Raw genomic sequence first — 19,116 nt, 5'->3', positions numbered from 1 at the left:
AACAGCCCGGTGGTCCGATCTACGGCACAGGTTCAAGGACCTCAGGAGCGACTCGGGTTGCCACCGGGCTGACAGGGGATGGTAGCTAATCATCTCCCTGCGGAGAGACACAAGGAGCGGCCGGGCGGGTAAAGAACGTATCGGCGGATTGCATCCCTTTCCCATATGCGGATAATAACGATTCTTATTTTCCTCGGACTTCGGGATTCCATGTCCAGACTTTCTTTACAGCAACTGGCCGCCTCGCCGCGTCTGGGCGTGGCGTCGCGCGCGCTGGCGGCGGTATTCGGTGGCTACGCCCTGGCGGCGGTGAGCACCGCCGCGCTCGCTCTGTGGCTGCCGGTGGCACGGATGGACGCGGTGCTTACCGGCACCCTGCTCTCCTTCCTGATTTACACCGTGGCCGTGCTGTTCGCCTTTTCCACCCGCAGCGCGCTGCGCGCCTGGGTGGGCATCCTCGTGCCAACCCTGGTGGGCGCCGCCCTGGTATGGCTGGGAGGCCCGGCATGAAAGCCAGCCTGCGACAATCCATGGCCTGGCTGCACACCTGGAGCGGCCTGCTGCTGGGCTGGCTGCTGGTGGCCATTTTCATCACCGGTACCAGCGCCTATTTCCGCGATGAAATTTCCTTCTGGATGGCACCGGAGCTGCACCAGTCGGTGGCCTCCGAAGCCGCGCCCCGGCTTGCCTGGGAGCAACTCAACACGACCGCCCCCAACGCCCGCAACTGGCTCATCGGCCTGCCCGACGAGCGCCATCCGGTGGTGGAACTGCGTTGGCAACCCGACACCCCGGAGGCCCAGGAAAACCGGCGCCGGCGCGGCGAACGAGCGGAAATGGACGCCTCCACCGGCGAGATTCTGGAGCCCCGCGCCAGCCGTGGCGGCGACTTCCTGTACCGCTTCCACTTCGAGCTGTACGGCGTGCCGCGTATCTGGTCGCGCTGGCTGGTGTGCGTCGCCACCATGTTCATGCTGGTGGCCATCGTCAGCGGCGTGATCACCCACAAAAAGATCTTCAAGGATTTCTTCACCTTCCGCCCGGGCAAGGGCCAGCGCTCCTGGCTGGACGCCCACAACGCCACCGCCGTGCTGGCCCTGCCCTTCCACTTCATGATCACCTATTCCGGCCTGCTGATTTTCATGATCATGCTGATGCCCTGGGGCATCAACGCCGCCTACGAGGACGGCTGGCGCGGCTTTTTCGCGGAGGTGTTTCCCCGCGAGGAGCAGACCACCGGCGCCGGGGCCCCGGCCGCCATGATCGACGACATCCAGCCCCTGGTGGCGCGCGCCGAAGCCACCTTCGGACAGCCGGTGCGCTACATCGAGGTGGAGTGGCCCAACCGGGACAACGCGCTGATCCGCGTCTCCACCGCCAAGGAAGCAACGATCACCGACCGTCGCCGGGGTGGCGCCCCGTCCCTCAGTTTCGACGGCGTCAGCGGTCGCTTGCTGAAAACGGACCCGGGCACCCACCCCAGCGACGGCGTCGCCGTGCGCATCTACAACCTGTTCGTGAACCTGCACCTGGCACGCTTCGCCGACCCGGCCACGCGCTGGCTGTTCTTCGTGTTCGGCGTGGTGGGCAGTGCCATGGCCTGCACCGGCATGTTGCTGTGGGTGGCCAAACGCACCCAGCAACTGCGCGGCAAGGCGCCAGGCTTCAACCTGCGCCTGGTGAACGGTTTGAACATGGCGTCGATCACCGGCCTGCTGGCCGCCATGGCGGTCTACTTCGCCGCCAACCGGCTGCTGCCGGCGGCCCTGGAAGGCCGCGAGAGCTGGGAAATCCGCGCCTTCCTGCTGGCCTGGCTGGCCACCCTGATCCACGCCCTGTGGCGTCCGCACCGGCGCGGCTGGCTGGAGCAACTGGCCGCCCTGGCGGCGCTCTGGCTGGCGGTGCCGGTGATCGATCTGGCCACCACCGACAGCCACCTGTTCAGCGCCATTGCCTGGCGCCACGGCGCCCTGGCCGCCTTCGACCTGGTCTGCCTGGGCATGGCGGCCGGGGCCGGCTACGCCTTCTGGCGGGTGGCCGGCCACACCCCGGCGCGCAAACCGGCCCGGGCCGCCCGGCCCCGCCGCGCCGCCACCGGAGACACGCCGTGACCCTGCTGCCGCTGACCTGGACCCTGGGCTACGCCGGGCTCACCGCCCTGGCTTTGGCCATGAAGCGCCACCACGAAGCCATGCTCGGCAGCAAGGCCTCCGAGGCCCGGCTACGCGGCTTTCGGGTGTTGGGCTGGGCGCTGCTGGCGACCATGACCGCTGGCTGCCTGATGGTCTGGCCCACCGGCCTGGCGCTGTGGATGGCCTTTGGCATGGTCGCCTTCGCCGGGCTGCCGCTGGTGTTCCTGCTGCCGTACCGGCCACGGCTGGCCGCGCGGCTGGCGCTAGGGTTGCCGGTGATCGCCGCGGTATTCGGATTAATGCCCGGCTAGCCACGCGCGGGTTATAACGTGCCCCCCGCAAACAACGCTTGCGCCGCCTCCGCCGAGCGTCTAGTGTGAATTTGGAACGTCGGAATAACTCATGCGTGAGCACGCCGGCAGCGAGCGTCTACGTATCAGTTATTCCGCAGTTCCTTGGTCGGCTTGCGCGGAGGCGCTTATGGCAAACCGGCGTGACCCTCGCGGCAATAATGTATTGCCGTTTACCCCCCGACGGCGGGCATCGCTTCCGCCGATCCTGCGACTCTCACCGGAGTACGACGGCATGGAGCTCCTCTATGCCAACGATCAACACCCGGACACCTTGTTTTCCATCAAAATCCTCGCCTGGGCACGGCGCGACGACGGCGACACCGTGGCCGTGGTGCCCTGGCTCAAGGAGCTGGTCACCGCCACCGATCTGGCGGACCCGCTCAACGGGCGCTGGGAGGGCTACCGGCTGCCCGACAGCGATTATCTGTTCCGCGACGCACCGCCGCACAAAGTCCGGGAACTGGACGCGGCGGTGGAATTCTTTGGCCGGCCCGGCGGCGGCGGGCCGATTCAGGAGATCCCGGATACCATCGGCACCCACGCCGTGTTCTCCGAGGATCAGTTCGAAACCCTCAGCCTCACCGAGGTGGTGAGCTGGCGGCTGTACGCCGACGGCACCACCAAAGCCATGGTGGCCGACGAGGAGGCGGTCACCCAGACACCGGTATTGCCCGGCGACCACTGCCTGTGCGCGGCACAGGACGAACCGGACTTCCGCTACTTCTTCCAACACGGCATCGCCAACCGGCTGAAGGACCACGACCCGGAAGCCCTGGCCGCCATCGCCATGCTGTCCACGCGCTCCTAGCGGCGCGAGGATCGCGGCTGAAGCCGCTCCTACAACCGGGAACCCTTGTAGGAGCGGCTTCAGCCGCGATAATCACCCGCCCCGCACCCGGGCCACCGTCACCTTCAATCGTGATCCGCCGCCCGGGTTTGCCGCCGCATGCTTCGCGCCAGGCCAATCAACAACAATTGGTCGCGCCGCGACACCGCGCCGAACTGCCGCACCATGCTGCTCAACCGGCGCGACACGCCATCGCCGGGCATCGGCCCCATCTCAATGCCTTCCCACTGCTCCACCTGGCGCAGAAAATCCACCACCCGCACCTCCAGCGCCGAACACAGCCGGCACAAACGCCGGAAACTGATGTCCTGGGCATTGCGCTCCACCCGTGACAAGTTGCCCGCGTCCGTGCCCGCCCGCTCCGCCACCTGCTGCAAGGTGGCGCCCTGCGCCAACCGTTGACGCTTTAACCCCGCACCGATATCCATGATCCGCTCTCCGTTGTCCCATTCCCGTTGTCGCATTCGCATTACGCGCTTTGCACTGGCGCAAAGGTTCGCTCTATCCGGAACGCGGATCAACAGGCGAATGCCAGATCAAGGGTCAGCGAAAATGCGCAAGGTCTCCGGGAAGCTCAAACCGATCAACAGCAGAGTACGGGCCGCGCCCCCCGGCACACCCATGCCCCGCTCCCAGCGGTCCAGGGTCATCGGGTCCACGCCCAGCAACCGCGCCATGCGAAACCGGTCCAGGCCGGTCAGACGCATCACCGCGGTCACATGGGTGCCATCCACGGGCGTCTCCAGCGGCAACCTGGCCAGTTCCGCGCGGCTATGCTCCAGCAAGCGGTCCACCCAGGTATCCATGGGCCTCCGCGGGCTTGGCCAATAAGGGGTAGTGTCCTCCGACATCGGCGTCCTCACTGCCGGGCCGGGCCGGCGTCGACTTGCGTATCACGCATCCATCGTGACCGGCATGCCAACGGCAAAAAATCAGTGATTCACCGCAATCCCTGTAGGAAATCCACCACAAGATATGTAGGCATGACCAGCTACAGCAGGACTTCAAGCCCTTTGCTATCCACCAGGTTGAGCAGCTTCAGCGAAATTCCGTTAGGGTTTTTGTCACCGCGCTCCCATTTCTGCACCGTGGAGAGCGACGTGTTGAGGTAGGCCGCGAACACCGCCTGGCTAACCTTATACCGTCGACGGATACGGCGAATATCAGCGGCGCGGAAAGGCCGGATCTCCGGAAGGCACATTGCATCGAATTCACGCAATGTGACGGCATCCATCACACCAGCTTTGGAAAGATCGTGAGCGGTGTCATGCACCGCACCCAAAATGCCCTTAGCCATCGTTTTCCACCTCGATAATAGCTCCATGTCTGAGCGCCATCCCAATACGCGCCGGGCTATAAGTCAGTAACTCGTGCGCCTCCCCGCTTGCCCCGGCCCGGCCCGGCAAACCGATCCGCTTTTTATAGAGGCCGGCACCAAGACGAGCATCAATCAGGCCCGCTTCCATCTCAGTAACCGCCTGAATCAAGGCGGCACTGGAAATACGCTCACGCGACGCCCAGCGAGCGAACGACCGGTTCATGAATATTCTCACATTTTACCCACCCATACCACTTAGTGCTATATACACGAATACATTCGTTCAACCGAAAGCATGGCCAGAGCGGGCCTGCGGGTCAGTGGGCAATATCGGAGGTCAACGTAGGAATTCCGCACCAAGATGTGTAGGCGGAACAAGGCGGGGATGTCAGGGATTCGTAAGCGGCGCGGAGTCCGGGGCCGGGGCGCCGTCGGCGAGGGCGGCTTGTACCGAGCCGTAGTCCGCCAGGCGCCGCAGTACCGCGGTGGTGGGGGTGGCGAAGCGGCGTCGACCGGAGCGGCGGTCGGCGAGGGCCTGGCGGGGAGTGAGCCAGCAATGGTCGATGGTTTCCTGGCCGTCGTGCAGGGGCACCTGGCCGGGCGGCGCCTCGGCCACGAAGAAGCGGGTGTCAAAGCGACGCGGCGGGCCCGGCGGCGTGACCCAGTGATCCAGATAGGCGATCCGGTCCAGGCACAAATCCAGCCCGTATTCCTGGCATAGCAGCGCCAGGCTCGCTTCTCCCCGGGCCACCACGTGGCGGGCGGCCAGCACCGGGTGGGCGGCATCCACCCAGGCGCCCTGCCCGTCCCGGGCCAGCAGCAGGCCGGCCTCCTCGAAGCACTCACGCACGGCCGCCACCAAATAACCCAGGCCGCCCGCTTCCACACCCAGCATGGCATTGGCGGCGATCTCCGCCAGCCCGGCGCCGTCGCCGGTGACACTCAGGTCATGGTGGTCCACCGCCCCACCGGGGAAAACGTAATATCCAGGCATGAACACGGCCTGGTGGGTGCGCTGCAGCAGCAGAACCTGCGGGCCATGGTCGGAATCGCGGAGCAGGGCCAGGGTGGAGGCGGGGCGTGGTTGCATGGCGTTATTATTCTCGAAACCGGACTTCGCCTTCGACCATAACCCGAGCCGGCGGAATCATCCACTCGAGAACACCGCCATCCTGATTTCGTAGGAGCGCTTTCAGCCGCTCCCACACCATCCGCAACCGGCGGAGCCGGGACCTCCGCCGCTATTGGAACAGATCGTCCAGGGAGGCGGCGTCCAGAACGCGGTCGGCCAGGTCTTCCAGTTCGGCCTGGGAGGCGCTTTGCAGGCGCAGACGATACGCGGCGGGGAGGTCGCCGAAGCGATGTTGCATCAGGCGCAGAACCAGCTTGCGCTCGCCTTCCAGGCGGCCCCGCTCAATGCCTTGCTCAATGCCTTGCGCGACGCCCTGCTCCACGCCGGCCAGGCGCTGGCGTTCTTTCCACTCCTCGAACCGGTTGGTGATCATTTCGTACGCCTCCTGCAGATCGTGCATCTCGGGGAAGGTTTCGCCGGGGAACCAGCGTGGCAGCCGGCGGCGCAGCCATTCCAGGTAAGATCGGCGCAAATCGGCCTGTTCCGGACCCGATAGCCACTTTACCAAAAGTTCAAGAAGACCGGCCACCTCGTCGGAGGAACGGTGGTGTTCCAGCCGGAACAGGGCGGCCACCAGGTTGTTGACCGGCTGTCGGGGGTTGGCGCTGTAGGCGCCTTCGTCAATCAGCAGAAACGCCTGTTCGGGCTGGTAGCGCGCCAGCCCGTCCGGCGGCGCCTGAATCAGGGCGCCGACCTCGGTGGGCGCCCGCCAGCGGCGCTCGCCGTTATAGAGCACCACCGGCAACACCGCCGGTAATTTGCGGTCGGGGCCGAGTTCGCCGCGCCGAACCAGATCCTGATGGAGCAGCCCGGTATAAACCATGATGCGCAGCGCCATGAAGCGATCCACCGAGGACTGAAACTCCAGCAGCAGGTACACGTAGAGCCAGTCCCCGCCCCAGCGCACCCGCCAGACCGCGTCGCCGTGCCGCCCGCGCAGGTTATCGGTGACGTAGCTGCCGTTCATTTTTTCCAGGGAGGCCAGATCCAGCGCGGCGACCCAGGGTTCGGGCAGGAAGCCGACCAACAGTTCCTCGATCATCCGCTGGTGAGAAAAAAGCAGCTTGTAGGTGGTGTCGTGCTCGTCCATGGGCACCTCGTCGATGGCGGCCCCCAGCCTGGCCGCGACGGATGGGGCTGTCTGTCCTCCGGCGCGGACAACGGCTGTAAGCCAAAGCGGAGATCGGCATAGACAGGAACCGACAATCCGTTTCCATTGGGGGCGGACCCTATCGCGGACGGTACCGGGCCGCGCCGGCAAGGCGCCGCCGAGGCATTGATAAACCCGCCCGGATTCAGTCACTAAGACCGGTACTTCCGTGCCACTTGAACGATAAAAGCTTTTCCCCCCACTTCACCCTCGCGAATGGCGGCCGGGCCGGGGACCATGGTAGCCAGGGGTTCACGCGGAGCGCGGGCAAGGAGGCGGCCATGAAAGCAAGGGAACGACTGGTACTGGCGGAGCACGCGCACCACCTTCTGCGCCTGGCGCGTGCTGGCGAGCGGGTATTCCGGGAACATACCGACTATGTGCATGGCGCCCGGCTGCTGCTCGAGCTAGCGGCCGAGCACGGCATCGCCATCCACGCCTGGTGCCTGCTGCCGGACCGGCTCCATGTGCTGGCCACGCCACCGGCGCGGGCACGGGATTTGTCGGTGTTCATGAAGGCGCTGTCGTGCCGCCTGGCGCTGCGCCACCGCGAGCGCTACCGGGCGCCGTCACCGTGGCGCCGCCGTTACCACGCCAGCCCGGTGGAACCGGGCCAGTGGGTGCTGGCGACCATGTGCTTCATCGAGCGCCTGCCCATTGATCACGGCCTGGCCGTGGCCGCCTACCATTACCCGCACTCCAGTTACCGCACCCGCCTTGGCAAGACCGACCACTACACCCTGCACGACCCGCCGGAATACGGGCGCCTGGGCGACACCATCGAGGAGCGCGCGGCGGCCTACCGTCGCTACCTCAAGGAAGGCCAGGACCACCGCGAGGCACGGGCCATCGCCACCGCCGTACGCCGCAACCGGCTAACCGGCTCGCCGCGCTTCGTGAAGGAGGTCTACCTGCGCTATGGCGTGCTGTACATCAACCGGGGCCCGGGCCGGCCCCGCAAGCGACGGCGCCTGACGCCGCGGCATGGGAATCCCGGCTAGGCGCGCACACCTCTTCAGTCGCGACGGAAAGTCGCTCCTACAGCCCGAGCCAGGGGCGCGGGCGGATTCACGGTCCCGGCAAGGACAACCGCCCGGGAATCTCCCACAAAAAAACCGCACAAGAACAAATTTAACGACGCACAAGATGAGCCCCATGGCCCTCCCGCTCCAACCCCCCAGCGAATTCCTGTACGACAGCCCCGGCGAGAACAACAAACCCGCACCGCCTTTTCATTGTGGTACGAACGCACCAGAAACTAGCGTGGGAGTCGCCGGCCCCCGCCGGCCCGTGAGGAAAGTACAAGAAATCACAAGGAGAACGACCATGCATACGCTCAAACGGAACAGCCTGATCACCGGTGCCCTCGGCGGCGCCCTGCTGATGCTCTCTCCCCTGACCCAGGCAAGCTGGGACAGTGGCGCCTGCCCGACCGGGCTCTCGGTGCCCTGCGTGGAGCATGAGTACAACGGCAACGTCTACCACTTCAACGGCGGCCACGCCGACGAGTGGCACGGCGACGCCAACGGCGACGACTTCGAGTTCGCCGGCAGCGGCACCCTCGAATGCCCCAGCCAGACGTTGAACTGCTCGATCTCCCTGGATGCCCAGGTGAAGAAGTTCCAGGATGACCAGGACGACTGGCGCATCGGCATCAAGGTGAACGAGGCCAACCTCTCCGGGGGTTTCCTGTGCATCCTGGCGGACTTGGAGGGCCTGCCCTGGTACCTGGCCGACAGCGGTACCCACGACAACTTCGGCAACGACGATGGCGTGCCGTGGCCGGGCCCCATCACCGGGAACATCGGCACCCTGGATGTGCCGCTGGCGGGCATTTCCGACATCCACGCCCACGGCGTGAGCTACGACAACTACGACACCTTCAACCTGACCGGAGATCTCTACGAGAACGGCACGGATGACCCGCAAGGCTGCAGCCTGAACGGCGCCCTGCAACTGCAAGGCGATGTGGACTACCTGACGGTGTACTGACACCAGGCACGCGTTCCCGGCCCGCCAACCAGGCCGGGAACGCGCCGCCCGCCGGCAATGTTTCAGATAATGTCCAGAGATGGAATTTTGTTTAATAAAACACGGGGCTGTAGTATAAAAAATAATCGCGAAGCAATACGCATCATTTTAAAGGGGACAGATATATATATTTTAACAAATAATGTTACCTTTCCCTCCATAGTCTCGACCCGCTCCCCCTCCAACACCCCCAAAACACAAAAAAGTGCCTGTTATTTTCTGTCCCCAATATACCGTTTATCAGATTTTTGATACCAGTCATCATCAGAATTCCGATTATATAATCTCTGTAAGTTGCTGATTTTATGGAAAAAACAGCCCCGTTCATGTTCAACCTTTCATTTTTTTCAAACTCACTTTTCAGAGAAAAAGTCTCCATACACAAATCGTTTCGGATTAGGGTTGGAGATACAAAAAAAGCAAATCGACTGCGTTGCCAACCCAAGTGGGGGGAAGAAGCAAAGCGGGCCCGGGCGCCGCTCAAAGAGCGGCGCCCGAGTGACCCGCCCCTCCAGCGAGACCTCTCCGGCCCGGCGGAACATCGGGTCAGCCGAGAACAACAAACAGTGATGAAAGGAGATTCATCATGTCTGGTAAGGATCGCTTTCTGCTTGCGGAACACCCGCACTACCTGATGCGCCAAAGCGCGGACAACCAACCGGTTTTTATCGACGAATCGGACTACACCCACTGCCTCGCCGACATGCGCGAGCTCAGCATCGAGCACGGCCTGGCCATCCACGGCTACTGCCTGCTGCCCCACTCCGTGCATGTGCTGGCCTCGCCCGAGGACGACGCGACGGCGGTGTCGCGGTTCATGAAGGCGCTGACGTGCCGTGCCTCGCTACGGCGCAAGAAGGTGCACCGGCGCGATTCCGCGTGGGAAACCCGCTATCGCTCCAGCGTCATCGAACCGGGCCAGCCAGTGATCACCACCATGTGCTACATCGAGCGGCTGCCCATCGTCCACGAGCTGGCGCCATCGGCCTATCACTACCGGTACAGCAGCTATCGAATGCGGCTGGGCAAGACCGAGCGCTACTCGCTCAGCGACCCGGAGATCTACCGGCGCCTGGGGCGCGACATCGAGGAACGCGCGGAAGCCTACCGCACTTACGTGAGCAATGGCCTGAGCGCGGAGGAAGAGAAAGCCATCGCCAACGCGGTGAAGCGCTGCCGGCTGATCGGCTCGGTCCGCTTCATCAAGGAGGTGTACCGCAAGTACGGCCTGTCAGGGGTGGAGAAGGAACTGACCCGGGAACATGACGATGCCTGAGCAACCGGATGCCGTGGCCGGCGAGGGCCGGCCACGGCGGTCAGCCACCCGGGCCGGCACCTTTCAGGTCATCCGGGTAGTGGAAGCTGAATTCCTCGCCCTGTTCATTACGAACCAGCACGCTAGCCTGATGAGAATCCCTGAACGAAAGCCATACCAGGTAATCGCTATGGTACTCGCCGACGGGATAACCATTGATGGCCACGATGGTATCCCCCGGCTTAACGCCGACTTCCTGGGTTCCACTTTTGGGGAAATCCTCTCCAACCCGATACCCTTCCGGCGCGACCTCACTAACCGGCGTCAAATCCAGCTTATTGAGCATATCGACCACCTGCTGGGGAAGTTCCGGACCATCACCCGAAGCGGGCTGATTTTCCTCGGCATCGGAGACCTCGGCTCTGCCCCTACCACCCAGGAGAGCCATGCGCAGCGTGATGCGACGACCGGCGTCCTCGATAACCACCTCGGTGGACCGAATGGCGGCCAGCACGCCGCCCTCCGGCAACTCCGCGCCGACGTGATAGCGGTGCGCCCCATGGCCCTCCACATGGATCACCGCGGACGCCAGCGGGCTGTGCGCCTGAAAGACAGCCAGCAGGGCCAGGGAGCCCACGTCCACCGGTTCCCCCGGCACCTGCTCCTTGGACAACAAGGCGGCGGGCGTTTCAACCGCCGGCGGGGGAGCCACCCTCGCCGCGCGCTCCGCACGGTCCGCCCGGGGGGTAAGAGCCGGCGAAGGGCGTTCCGTTTTTTGGCCGGCATCATCCGTGCCATTCCTTTCGTTCGCGAAAAAGAAAATAAGGGATAAAAAAAACAATGCCGCCAAAAACAGGCACTTAGTAATTATCTTCTGACCTTTCATACGCACCCGCTAATTTTTTATGGTTTACGACATTTTTTACAAGGAACTTAAATAATATATAGCTCTCTTTACTGAAGACAACAAAGAGCAATAAACCAGAAGAACTCACGGAAGCACTAAGTTGATGTCGGAAAGGCATCCATTACAACAATCAGGAGGTATCATGAGAATCCTTATCCTCGGCGCGCTGCCCCTGGCCATCCTCGCGGGGTGCAGCCACAACCCACCAACGACTACCGAGCTGGAAACCAACCAGCAAAAAGCATCTTATGCATCCGGCATGTTTCTGGCCGAGCAACTCGGCGACACCCTCGCCAGAAACGACCTCAATCCAGACCTTTTCCTACAGGCAGTGCGTGACCGGTTAAAAGGCAACGACTTGCGCCTCAGTGAAGAAGAGGCCAGGGCGGCATCCAGCGCCTATCAGGAAGAGGTCAAACAACGGGTAGAAGAAGAAAAACAGCAGGCCATGGCCCGCAACGCGGCGCAAGGCCAGGCGTTTATGGAGCAGAACAAGCAACGCCCCAGCGTGAAAACCCTATCAAATGGCCTGCAGTATGAAGTCCTTAAGGAATCCAGCGGCGGCGCCACACCGGACGCTAACGATGCGGTCCGCGTGCATTACGCTGGCACGCTGATCGACGGTACCTTCGTGGAAAGCAGCCTGGCCCACGGCGAAGCCGTGCGCGTGAACATGGGCGTCGCTCTCAAGGGGTGGCAACAGGCCTTGACGCACATGAAGGAAGGCGAGAAATGGCGCCTGTTCATCCCCCCGGAACTAGCCTATGGCGAAAAGGGCCTACGCGGCAAAGTGCCGCCGCAATCCACGTTGATCTATGAACTGCAGTTGGTCGAAGTGATCGACAGAAGCTGACAACCACCATTGGAAGGGGGTATACCCATGAAACCATATCGTTACACACTCAGCGCTCTGCTTATCGCACTGACACTCCCGAATCTGGCTACGGCGGATCTTCGCGATCGGGTGGAGAAGGCGCTGGCCACCACCAACCCGAACCTGAGCGTGGAGGCCATCAACGACAGTCCGATAGAAGGAATCAAGGAAATCAAGTTGAGCAATGGCGAGTTCCTCTATGCCGAACCGGGCAGCGACCATGTTTTCTCCGGCCGCCTGCTTACGTTCACCGGCGATTCCTGGCAAGACCACACTGAAGAGCGGGAGCGGCAAGATCGGGCACAAGTTCTTAAGAATTTGGACAAGGGCACCACCATTACCTTTGCCGCCAACGGCCAGGAAAAACACGAGATATTTGTGTTCACGGACATAACCTGCCCTTACTGCAAGAAGTTCCACGCCCATATGGACGAGATCAACGACCGGGGCATCACCGTGCACTATTTAGCCCTGCCACGGGCGGGCGTCGACAGCTCCGTGGCCAACAGCATGTCCAGGATATGGTGTTCCGAGAACCCGCAGGCCGCTATCACAGATTCATTCTCCGGGAGACCCTTCTCGCAGGAGGTTCTGCCTTGCCGCCCCCCGGTGGGCGATCAATACACCATGGCCCAGACGCTGGGGGTCAGCGGCACGCCTTCCGTTTTCGCCGACGATGGCAGGAACCTGGGCGGCTACATGACACCGGATGAGCTTACCACCGCCATCGCCAACATCACTGGTCTCAGAAACTGACAGCGCTCAGGCCGGCATGTCACTATGAAATGCCGGCCCTATTTCCACCCTATTAACCCCACACCCCATGGCGAAAAATCTCGGGTATAAAGCATTTCAACCCAAAAACCACCCCCATCAAGGGTCATAAGAAGCGGGTTAAGTGCCTGATTAAAAAGGCCATCCCGCAAACACCCTAATTAAACCCCGCCGAACTGCGGAACCGCCGCTAAAACCTTGCTACGTTGAAATGGCAGTACATTCTGCAGCATACGAACGACAAACAATTACGGAGACTTTGTCATGAAGACGAAACTGTTACTTTCAGCACTTCTCGGTATGGCCGCCTGGTCCTTCTCTGGCGTGGCAACCGCGGATTGGGATACCGGTGCCTGCCCTGGCGGTGGCTCCGCGCCCTGTATCGAAACCGAAATCAACGGCAACACCTACCACTTCAACGGCACCGGCGGCCACGCCGGCATCTGGCACGGTCGCCCCGCTGCCGAAGGTGGCGGTGACTTCGATTTCTCAGGCGACGATGTGGACCTGTCATGCAGTGCGGCAAGCCCTAACTGTAACCTAACGCTGAGCGGGCAAGTTAAGAAGTGCCAGGATTCCAACGGTGCATGGCGCATTGGTGTGAAAGTGACCGGAGCCGACGTGTCACCTGGCGATTTTCTGTGTAACTTCATCACGGTGAGTGGCTTCCCGTGGTACTCAAAAGACGACAGCATTACTCCTCACTGCCCGTTCGAGGACGACTGCGACAGCTTCATTCCGTATGACGCGAATGCGTCCACCTACACCGGTAACTTTGGTAACATCACCGTTGACGCCTCTCTTGTTGGCAACCTGGTCGACGCCGAGCATGTGCATGGTGTGGTGTTCACCCCGGGTGTTGGTGCCAACTTTGCTTTCGCTAGCGATTTCTACACCTGCAGTGAAACCGGGAACTGCTCTATCACCGGCGTCCTGACCGTGGACAACGCCACGTCCCTGGATGTCCAATAAGAGCGGTTAGCCGCATTACGTTCGACGCCGGCTGCCGCACCATCAGGCTGGCGCCGAACGCTTCTTACCCATCCAGCCCCGGCCCTGCCGGGGCTTTTTCATGGACGAGAATGGACAGTAAAGGAGTCAATAATCATGAGAAAGAAAATTCTTCTTCCATCGCTCTTAGGTGTGGCTGCCAGCTTTCTTTCCAGCCTCTCGGCAGCGAACTGGGATACAGGTGCCTGCCCTCAGCCCCATGTGGGCCCCGCCCCCTGTATCGAAACGGAGATTAACGGCAACATCTATCATTTCAACGGCAACGGTGGGCATGTCGATGGTTGGCATGGCCGTCCTGAGGCAGAGGGCGGTGGTGAGTTCGATTTCTTAGGCACCGACTTAGACTTGGAATGCGACGTTGTAACTTATGGCTGCAATCTGACCTTGAGCGGCGAAGTGAAGAAGTGCCAGGACTCCACCGGCGCATGGCGCATCGGCGTGAAAATGAGCAGAGCCGATCTCTCACCTGGCCAGTTTGTGTGTAACTTCATCACTATGAGCGGCTTCCCGTGGTATTCAAAAGATTCCACTATTACCGCGCACTGCCCGTTCGAGGATAACTGTGACAGCTTCATTCCGTATGATCCGAACGCATCCACCTACATCGGCAATTTGGGCGATATTAGCGTTGACGTCTCTCTTGTCGGTAATTTGGTCAACGCTGAGCACCTCCATGGTGTGGTGTTCACACCGGGTATCGGTGCCAACTTTTCTTTCAGCAGCCCGCTCTACAACTGTGATGAAGAGGAACAGGATTGCTCGATCGACGGCGTCCTGACCATCGATAACGCCACATCGTTGGAAATCTACTGACAAGAGCCATCAACATTGCGTTCAGGACTGCGGCCTACCTGGCCAAACGTTGGGCGTCCCCTTGCGCTTTGCCGGCGCTCTCCCCGTGTAAACTCCCCTGGATAGACATAACACCTTACAGTGCTGCTGGTTGGCGGAGAGCGAGTATTGTTGGAGCCGAGGTCGGTATCATGAGAAAAGTAACGAGGTAAGACTGCCTGTATGATGTCGTTGACCAGTCCAGAAAAATAAAATAGAGGACATACGAGAATCAACGAAACCGCCGGCGTTTAAAGCCCGAATTCCTCCACAAAAAAACGCCCGATGCAGTGAATCGGGCGTTCTTAAAAAATTGGAAAACGCTATTAAACGATTAAGTATATTTTGAATAAGGCCGCCAAACAGGCGGCCAAATTTTTTTGAAAATTACTCCATTTTTTTGATGGGTTCGGAAATCATTTGCAGGAAGACGCCATCCACCGGGATACGATAGGGAATGCGACCCGCAGGAGCCCCATTCACCTGTGAATTTCCATCTGGACGGACGAAATACACCTGCATATCAATATCGAGCGGGTTTTCGTTACGTTGCTGAACTATCATTCTGCCGTCATCAAGGAAGGAAACGGGTCCTGTCAGCGACATGGTAACTTCATAGCTATGCAGCGTATGACTCATATTAAATGTGCTGTTGCCGAGATTTGGGCCGAGGATAGGAGCATCAATGTATAAATCCACCTCTGCGGCAAGGATCGGCCCATCACTACCCTCTTTAATCCAAGCGGTGATCGGCTTAGTTCGGGCGCAGGGCGCAGACTGAGCATCATCTTCACAGAGCGGATCATCCTTGGCATACCGCATTCTCATGATTTGCTCTCCCGAAGACACAATTAGCGTTGGTATGCCGATGATTGCATTTCGCGCATAGGTTACAAACGAGGTAGATATCGATTGCGAAGGATATATCTCAACCTTGATCGCCTCCTTCTCCTCATCATATTGGCCCACGCTCGCGTTCAAGCCCATTTTTAGGTAAGTAAACTTTTTCTCAGGGCAGAGTGTGGGCTCGCTTTGTGGATATCGATTCGCCGAAATATTCGCGATTACCGTCATAGGGTCAACGAGGGCCACATCTTGATACCCAGTTTCACCAGTCTCGGGGTCATAAACTTCATTATAGCCACAACCCACGTTGGCACCATCGACAGACGTCAAAGCACTGTATCCATAGAAGCCGAACAGATCTACAGCGGGGTTTGCCCCCTCCGCATACCAGGGTATCTCCGGCGGCTCGGTTCCCCGAGTATTCAAGGAAAGGATTTTAGCGCTGTTAGGAAGACCCTGAACGCCTTCGGGGTCATAAACAGGGTCCGCATTGGGGTCAGGCACGTTCGGTACTGCTTCCTCGAAGGGGTACATTACGGTGGGGTATGTGCCGTCGGGTCTAGTCGTAACGTTGCTGGCGACGCGGCCTTCTGTGTCATAGAAATCAGCAGTACTGGGCACTACCGGACTAAGCTTACCAACCATGTTCTCCGCATCATGAATCAGATTCCCATTGGTGTCGACATCGGGACTCGTGCGTAGCGTCTGCAACACATCGTCACTGGCACTCGCCCCTTTGAAGAAGATGACCATATCCGGGCCACCAGCATTTGGCACATAGTAGCTGTTCATTATCTTAGAATCGGCAACCAGTCTAACCAAGCCGCCGCCGTCATCGACTTCAATCGGTTCTCGCCTGGTTATACCTAGCGGTTGAGTGCGTAGGGGGAGACCGTCCTTACCGCAGATCGATTCGCTACCGTCACAAACCGCCTCCTTGCTACCTATAAATTGATCAATCCGGTTTTGCCCGAAGCCGTCCGCAGGATTATCTGCTCTGTTATTTGAGCCAAGCGTATAGCTGTAGTATTGGCCATCCATCCAGGGTTCATCCGGCACGAAGGTAATACGTTGACCTTCGACTGTTAGAGACCCCGGAACCGTTTCTCCATCAATCGGCTGCCCAGTTTCATCAACACGGACTACGTTGAAGCTACCGCCCAGCGAGACGCTGGCGGGGTCGATCGCCTTCGTAAATTGCAGCACAATCGGCCGATTCGCCGGAAGAGTCATCAGCGGCAAATTGTCGTCCTGCTTTAAGGCATTCACCGGGTATTCCTCGTTCGGCCAGTCGCCGGGACCTCCGGCGCAGCGGCCGACAAACCCATTGGCCAGATCCCGATCCGCAGAGTCCAGGACACAGGGGTAACCCGGGTAAGCGCTGAGAACCATTGGCGAGTTGGTTTGCACGTCCTCCTGCTCGGGATATTCGCCCTGATTATTATGAACGCGTCTAGTTGTCACTTCGCCCGGCAGCTTAAAGGTCAAGGTTTCCGGCACGAAGTTGTTACCAGCCAGATCGGTAATCTGGCTACCGAGCTGAATCTGATATTCCGGATTGTCTTCTTTAGCTGTGTACCGCAGCTCTTCCTCCGGCTGAATCACCACGGCGGCACCATCCACCGTAAAGGTCATCTCCACGGGGGCGCCGTCCCGGGTCATGCTCAAAGCACCCGGCTCACGCAGGCTCTCGGCACTCAGCGGCTCATCAAAGTTCAGTACGATGGGCTCGCTCGGAGCCTGGAACCAGGAAAGCGCATCACCGCTTTCATCCACCGGCATCTCCGGCGAGGTCTGGTCCGCCATCCAGCTTTGCAGCGTCGGCGGCGTGGTGTCGTTCTGCTGCTGACGAACGTCTTCCACCAGTTGCTCGGTCTGGTCGCGGTAGGTCTGCAGCTGGAAGCTCAAGGTGCCGTAGCCGCGCTCCTGGCCCAGGATCATCGGTTCCACCACGCCCACGGCGTTGATGTCGATGACGCCGGCGTCGGTATCGGTGCTGACGGTGCCGACCAGTTCCAGGTGGGTGATGTTCTGGGTGACGCCGCCGTTGGCGATGGCGTCCTCGGTGCTCATGGCCACGTCCATGAACAGGCGCACCATGCGCGGGCCTTCCGGATCGTAGATGTTGGGGATCAGGTAGCCGTTGGCGTCGGAGAGGAAGTGCACGCGCACTTCGCCGCTGTCGAAGCCGGCGTCCACTTCACCGCCGATTTTCACGTCGATGCTGCTGCCGGTGAGCAGGGTGCCCCGGCGGATGCGCAGCGGGGAGACGGTGGGCCAGTCCGGCAGGAACGCCAGGTCGCCGAGCAGGTCGCCTTCCTGCTGGGTGGCGGCCATGTTGGTGGTCTCGGCATCGCCGAGGAGCACGGCGTTCACCGGGATCTTGTTGATTTCCTCGCCGGTGAGCGGCGACAGGCCGTTGCCGGCGCCCTGATCGCCCGGGGTGGTGATGCGCTGCACCAGCGGCAGCGGCCGCTGATCCGGGCTCGTGCCTTCGGCCAGGGAGCTGGCCGGGTTGAAGCGGAAGCGGTTGCCGTTGGGGAAGGCGAAGCTTTCGCCGTAGATGCTCTCGATGGCGCCGTCCTCGAACGCGAGGCGGTAGGACTGCCCGGCGGTGAGGTCTTCCTTGGGATCGATGGTGAGGTAAGGGCCGTCCACCACCATCCAGGCCGGCACCAGGTCGCCGTTGCGGTCAAGCAGGCGCACGGTGCTGTCACCGCCCTGGCCGTAGACCAGGGTCTTCTCTTCCAGCGGCTGGGTGAACTGCAGGCGGATGGTGGAGAAATCCATCATCGGGTCCTGCTCGCCGCCGCTGGGCATGGCGCGCGTCACGTCCATGGTGTCGGCGGTGATGACGTTGGCCTTGATGCCTTCTTCCGCGGCGCGGGTGCTGAAGCGGATGTCCTGCACACCGGTGATGTCGGTGTCGTCGGGGAACTCGACCACATAGTCGGCGTGGTAATCCAGCTTGCCGGTGGGGGTGAGGATGAGCGACCGGCCATCGGCGGTCAGGCGGCTGTCGGTGTCTACGGCCTGGCCACCCTGGCGCAGCACCACGTCGTTTTCAAGCCCCTGGCCCTCGATGCTCTGGGAGAAGCGCAGCACCACCGGCGTGGGGGTGGGCACTTCATGCTGGTCCTGAATCGGGTAGGAATAGGTCAATGCGTTTTGCGCGGCTTCGCCGGCGCTACCGGAAGGACTGCTGGATCCCCCCCCGCAGGCGGCCAGCATGACGGCCGTGGGCAAGGCCAGGGCCACTGGCATTATCTTTCTTATCATGGTCGCTCCTCGACGTTTCATACTTAACCTCATTGTTATCAACGTCTTTTTTATATCGGCTTTTCGGACTGGAAATAGCCATCACCCGCCCTGGTTGCTGGCGAGCGATTCCTTGATTGGCGTTGTTGTTGTTGTTCGATGCACCCCCATGGCGTTTCGCCCATAGTGGAAACACGTTCACATTCACTGTTCGAGAATAGCCAGCGGGCAGGAGGGGTGTATAGGCAGGAGAGACGTTAAATTGGGTTTTCAGGGACAACCTTTAAAAGGGGACGGAGATAATAAAAAGTCTTTCTTATTGAATGGGTTAGCACCCTTCATAACGGTCGTTTTGTGTATTCATCAAAAAACCGTCAAGGCAAATGAACAAAACAGT

At 60.8% G+C, this 19,116-nt stretch carries 19 protein-coding genes; 11 read left to right on the top strand and 8 right to left on the bottom strand.

From position 1 onward, the window contains the following. Positions 1 to 210 precede the first annotated feature (210 nt). From JF515_RS06940 to JF515_RS06925, 4 genes are all read left to right on the top strand, one after another. The gene (locus JF515_RS06940; RefSeq protein ID WP_203102418.1) at positions 211 to 510 is read left to right on the top strand and encodes a DUF3649 domain-containing protein; all 300 of its coding nucleotides are present in this window, start codon (positions 211 to 213) and stop codon (positions 508 to 510) included. Beyond that, a complete protein-coding gene (locus tag JF515_RS06935; protein ID WP_203102417.1) occupies positions 507 to 2,111 on the top strand; it encodes a PepSY-associated TM helix domain-containing protein in 1,605 nt (534 codons plus the stop codon). The genes JF515_RS06940 and JF515_RS06935 overlap by 4 nt, the downstream gene beginning before the upstream one ends. Further along, positions 2,108 to 2,443, top strand: coding sequence for a DUF3325 family protein (locus tag JF515_RS06930; protein ID WP_203102416.1), 336 nt, complete (start codon positions 2,108 to 2,110; stop codon positions 2,441 to 2,443). Before JF515_RS06935 ends, JF515_RS06930 begins: the two co-directional genes overlap by 4 nt. 274 nt (positions 2,444 to 2,717) lie before the next feature. Then, entirely contained in the window at positions 2,718 to 3,293 is a 576-nt protein-coding gene (locus tag JF515_RS06925) for a hypothetical protein (protein ID WP_238400905.1), read from the top strand. A gap of 104 nt (positions 3,294 to 3,397) precedes the next feature. Here the strand turns inward: JF515_RS06925 and JF515_RS06920 are convergent, their stop codons facing one another. The 6 genes from JF515_RS06920 to JF515_RS06895 all read right to left on the bottom strand — a co-directional run bounded on the left by JF515_RS06920 (position 3,398) and on the right by JF515_RS06895 (position 6,872). Beyond that, entirely contained in the window at positions 3,398 to 3,760 is a 363-nt protein-coding gene (locus JF515_RS06920) for a helix-turn-helix domain-containing protein (protein WP_203102413.1), read from the bottom strand. Between the two features lie 108 nt (positions 3,761 to 3,868). Beyond that, the gene (locus JF515_RS06915; RefSeq protein ID WP_203102411.1) at positions 3,869 to 4,138 is read right to left on the bottom strand and encodes a helix-turn-helix domain-containing protein; all 270 of its coding nucleotides are present in this window, start codon (positions 4,136 to 4,138) and stop codon (positions 3,869 to 3,871) included. 185 nt (positions 4,139 to 4,323) lie between these two features. Beyond that, entirely contained in the window at positions 4,324 to 4,629 is a 306-nt protein-coding gene (locus tag JF515_RS06910) for a helix-turn-helix domain-containing protein (RefSeq protein WP_203102409.1), read from the bottom strand. Next, a complete protein-coding gene (locus tag JF515_RS06905) occupies positions 4,622 to 4,873 on the bottom strand; it encodes a type II toxin-antitoxin system RelE/ParE family toxin (RefSeq protein WP_203102407.1) in 252 nt (83 codons plus the stop codon). The genes JF515_RS06910 and JF515_RS06905 overlap by 8 nt, the downstream gene beginning before the upstream one ends. Before the next feature lie 165 nt (positions 4,874 to 5,038). Continuing rightward, positions 5,039 to 5,740 carry an NUDIX hydrolase gene (locus JF515_RS06900; RefSeq protein ID WP_203102405.1) on the bottom strand — a complete coding sequence of 234 codons (702 nt, stop codon included), beginning with the start codon at positions 5,738 to 5,740 and terminating at the stop codon, positions 5,039 to 5,041. Between the two features lie 151 nt (positions 5,741 to 5,891). Beyond that, positions 5,892 to 6,872, bottom strand: coding sequence for an Rpn family recombination-promoting nuclease/putative transposase (locus JF515_RS06895; protein WP_203102403.1), 981 nt, complete (start codon positions 6,870 to 6,872; stop codon positions 5,892 to 5,894). Positions 6,873 to 7,213: 341 nt separating this feature from the next. Between JF515_RS06895 and JF515_RS06890 the strand changes: the two genes are divergently transcribed. From JF515_RS06890 to JF515_RS06880, 3 genes are all read left to right on the top strand, one after another. Then, positions 7,214 to 7,933, top strand: a complete 720-nt coding sequence (locus JF515_RS06890) for a transposase (protein WP_203102401.1) — start codon at positions 7,214 to 7,216, stop codon at positions 7,931 to 7,933. Positions 7,934 to 8,258: 325 nt separating this feature from the next. Continuing rightward, the gene (locus JF515_RS06885; protein ID WP_203102390.1) at positions 8,259 to 8,924 is read left to right on the top strand and encodes a hypothetical protein; all 666 of its coding nucleotides are present in this window, start codon (positions 8,259 to 8,261) and stop codon (positions 8,922 to 8,924) included. A 625-nt stretch (positions 8,925 to 9,549) separates the two neighbouring features. Then, complete coding sequence (locus JF515_RS06880; protein ID WP_203102388.1) at positions 9,550 to 10,239, top strand: transposase; 690 nt, start codon at positions 9,550 to 9,552, stop codon at positions 10,237 to 10,239. Positions 10,240 to 10,279: 40 nt separating this feature from the next. On the opposite strand, the gene JF515_RS06875 is transcribed toward JF515_RS06880, so the two are convergent. Continuing rightward, positions 10,280 to 11,104, bottom strand: coding sequence for a type II secretion system protein N (locus JF515_RS06875; RefSeq protein WP_203102385.1), 825 nt, complete (start codon positions 11,102 to 11,104; stop codon positions 10,280 to 10,282). A gap of 163 nt (positions 11,105 to 11,267) precedes the next feature. Here JF515_RS06875 and JF515_RS06870 point away from each other — a divergent pair, with 163 nt between their 5' ends. The 4 genes from JF515_RS06870 to JF515_RS06855 all read left to right on the top strand — a co-directional run bounded on the left by JF515_RS06870 (position 11,268) and on the right by JF515_RS06855 (position 14,597). Next, the gene (locus JF515_RS06870) at positions 11,268 to 11,978 is read left to right on the top strand and encodes an FKBP-type peptidyl-prolyl cis-trans isomerase (RefSeq protein ID WP_203102383.1); all 711 of its coding nucleotides are present in this window, start codon (positions 11,268 to 11,270) and stop codon (positions 11,976 to 11,978) included. 27 nt (positions 11,979 to 12,005) lie between these two features. Beyond that, on the top strand, positions 12,006 to 12,755 hold the full coding sequence (locus tag JF515_RS06865) for a DsbC family protein (RefSeq protein ID WP_203102382.1): 750 nt from the start codon (positions 12,006 to 12,008) through the stop codon (positions 12,753 to 12,755). A 282-nt stretch (positions 12,756 to 13,037) separates the two neighbouring features. Beyond that, a complete protein-coding gene (locus JF515_RS06860; RefSeq protein WP_203102381.1) occupies positions 13,038 to 13,745 on the top strand; it encodes a hypothetical protein in 708 nt (235 codons plus the stop codon). Between the two features lie 135 nt (positions 13,746 to 13,880). Next, positions 13,881 to 14,597 carry a hypothetical protein gene (locus JF515_RS06855; RefSeq protein WP_203102380.1) on the top strand — a complete coding sequence of 239 codons (717 nt, stop codon included), beginning with the start codon at positions 13,881 to 13,883 and terminating at the stop codon, positions 14,595 to 14,597. A 405-nt stretch (positions 14,598 to 15,002) separates the two neighbouring features. Here JF515_RS06855 and JF515_RS06850 read toward each other — a convergent pair whose 3' ends face one another. Continuing rightward, on the bottom strand, positions 15,003 to 18,740 hold the full coding sequence (locus tag JF515_RS06850; RefSeq protein WP_203102379.1) for an Ig-like domain-containing protein: 3,738 nt from the start codon (positions 18,738 to 18,740) through the stop codon (positions 15,003 to 15,005). Positions 18,741 to 19,116 lie beyond the last annotated feature (376 nt).

This window comes from Alloalcanivorax marinus (assembly GCF_016785095.1).
Classification (GTDB): Bacteria; Pseudomonadota; Gammaproteobacteria; order Pseudomonadales; family Alcanivoracaceae; genus Alloalcanivorax; species Alloalcanivorax marinus_A.
This window is presented reverse-complemented; position numbering and strand designations above follow the sequence as displayed.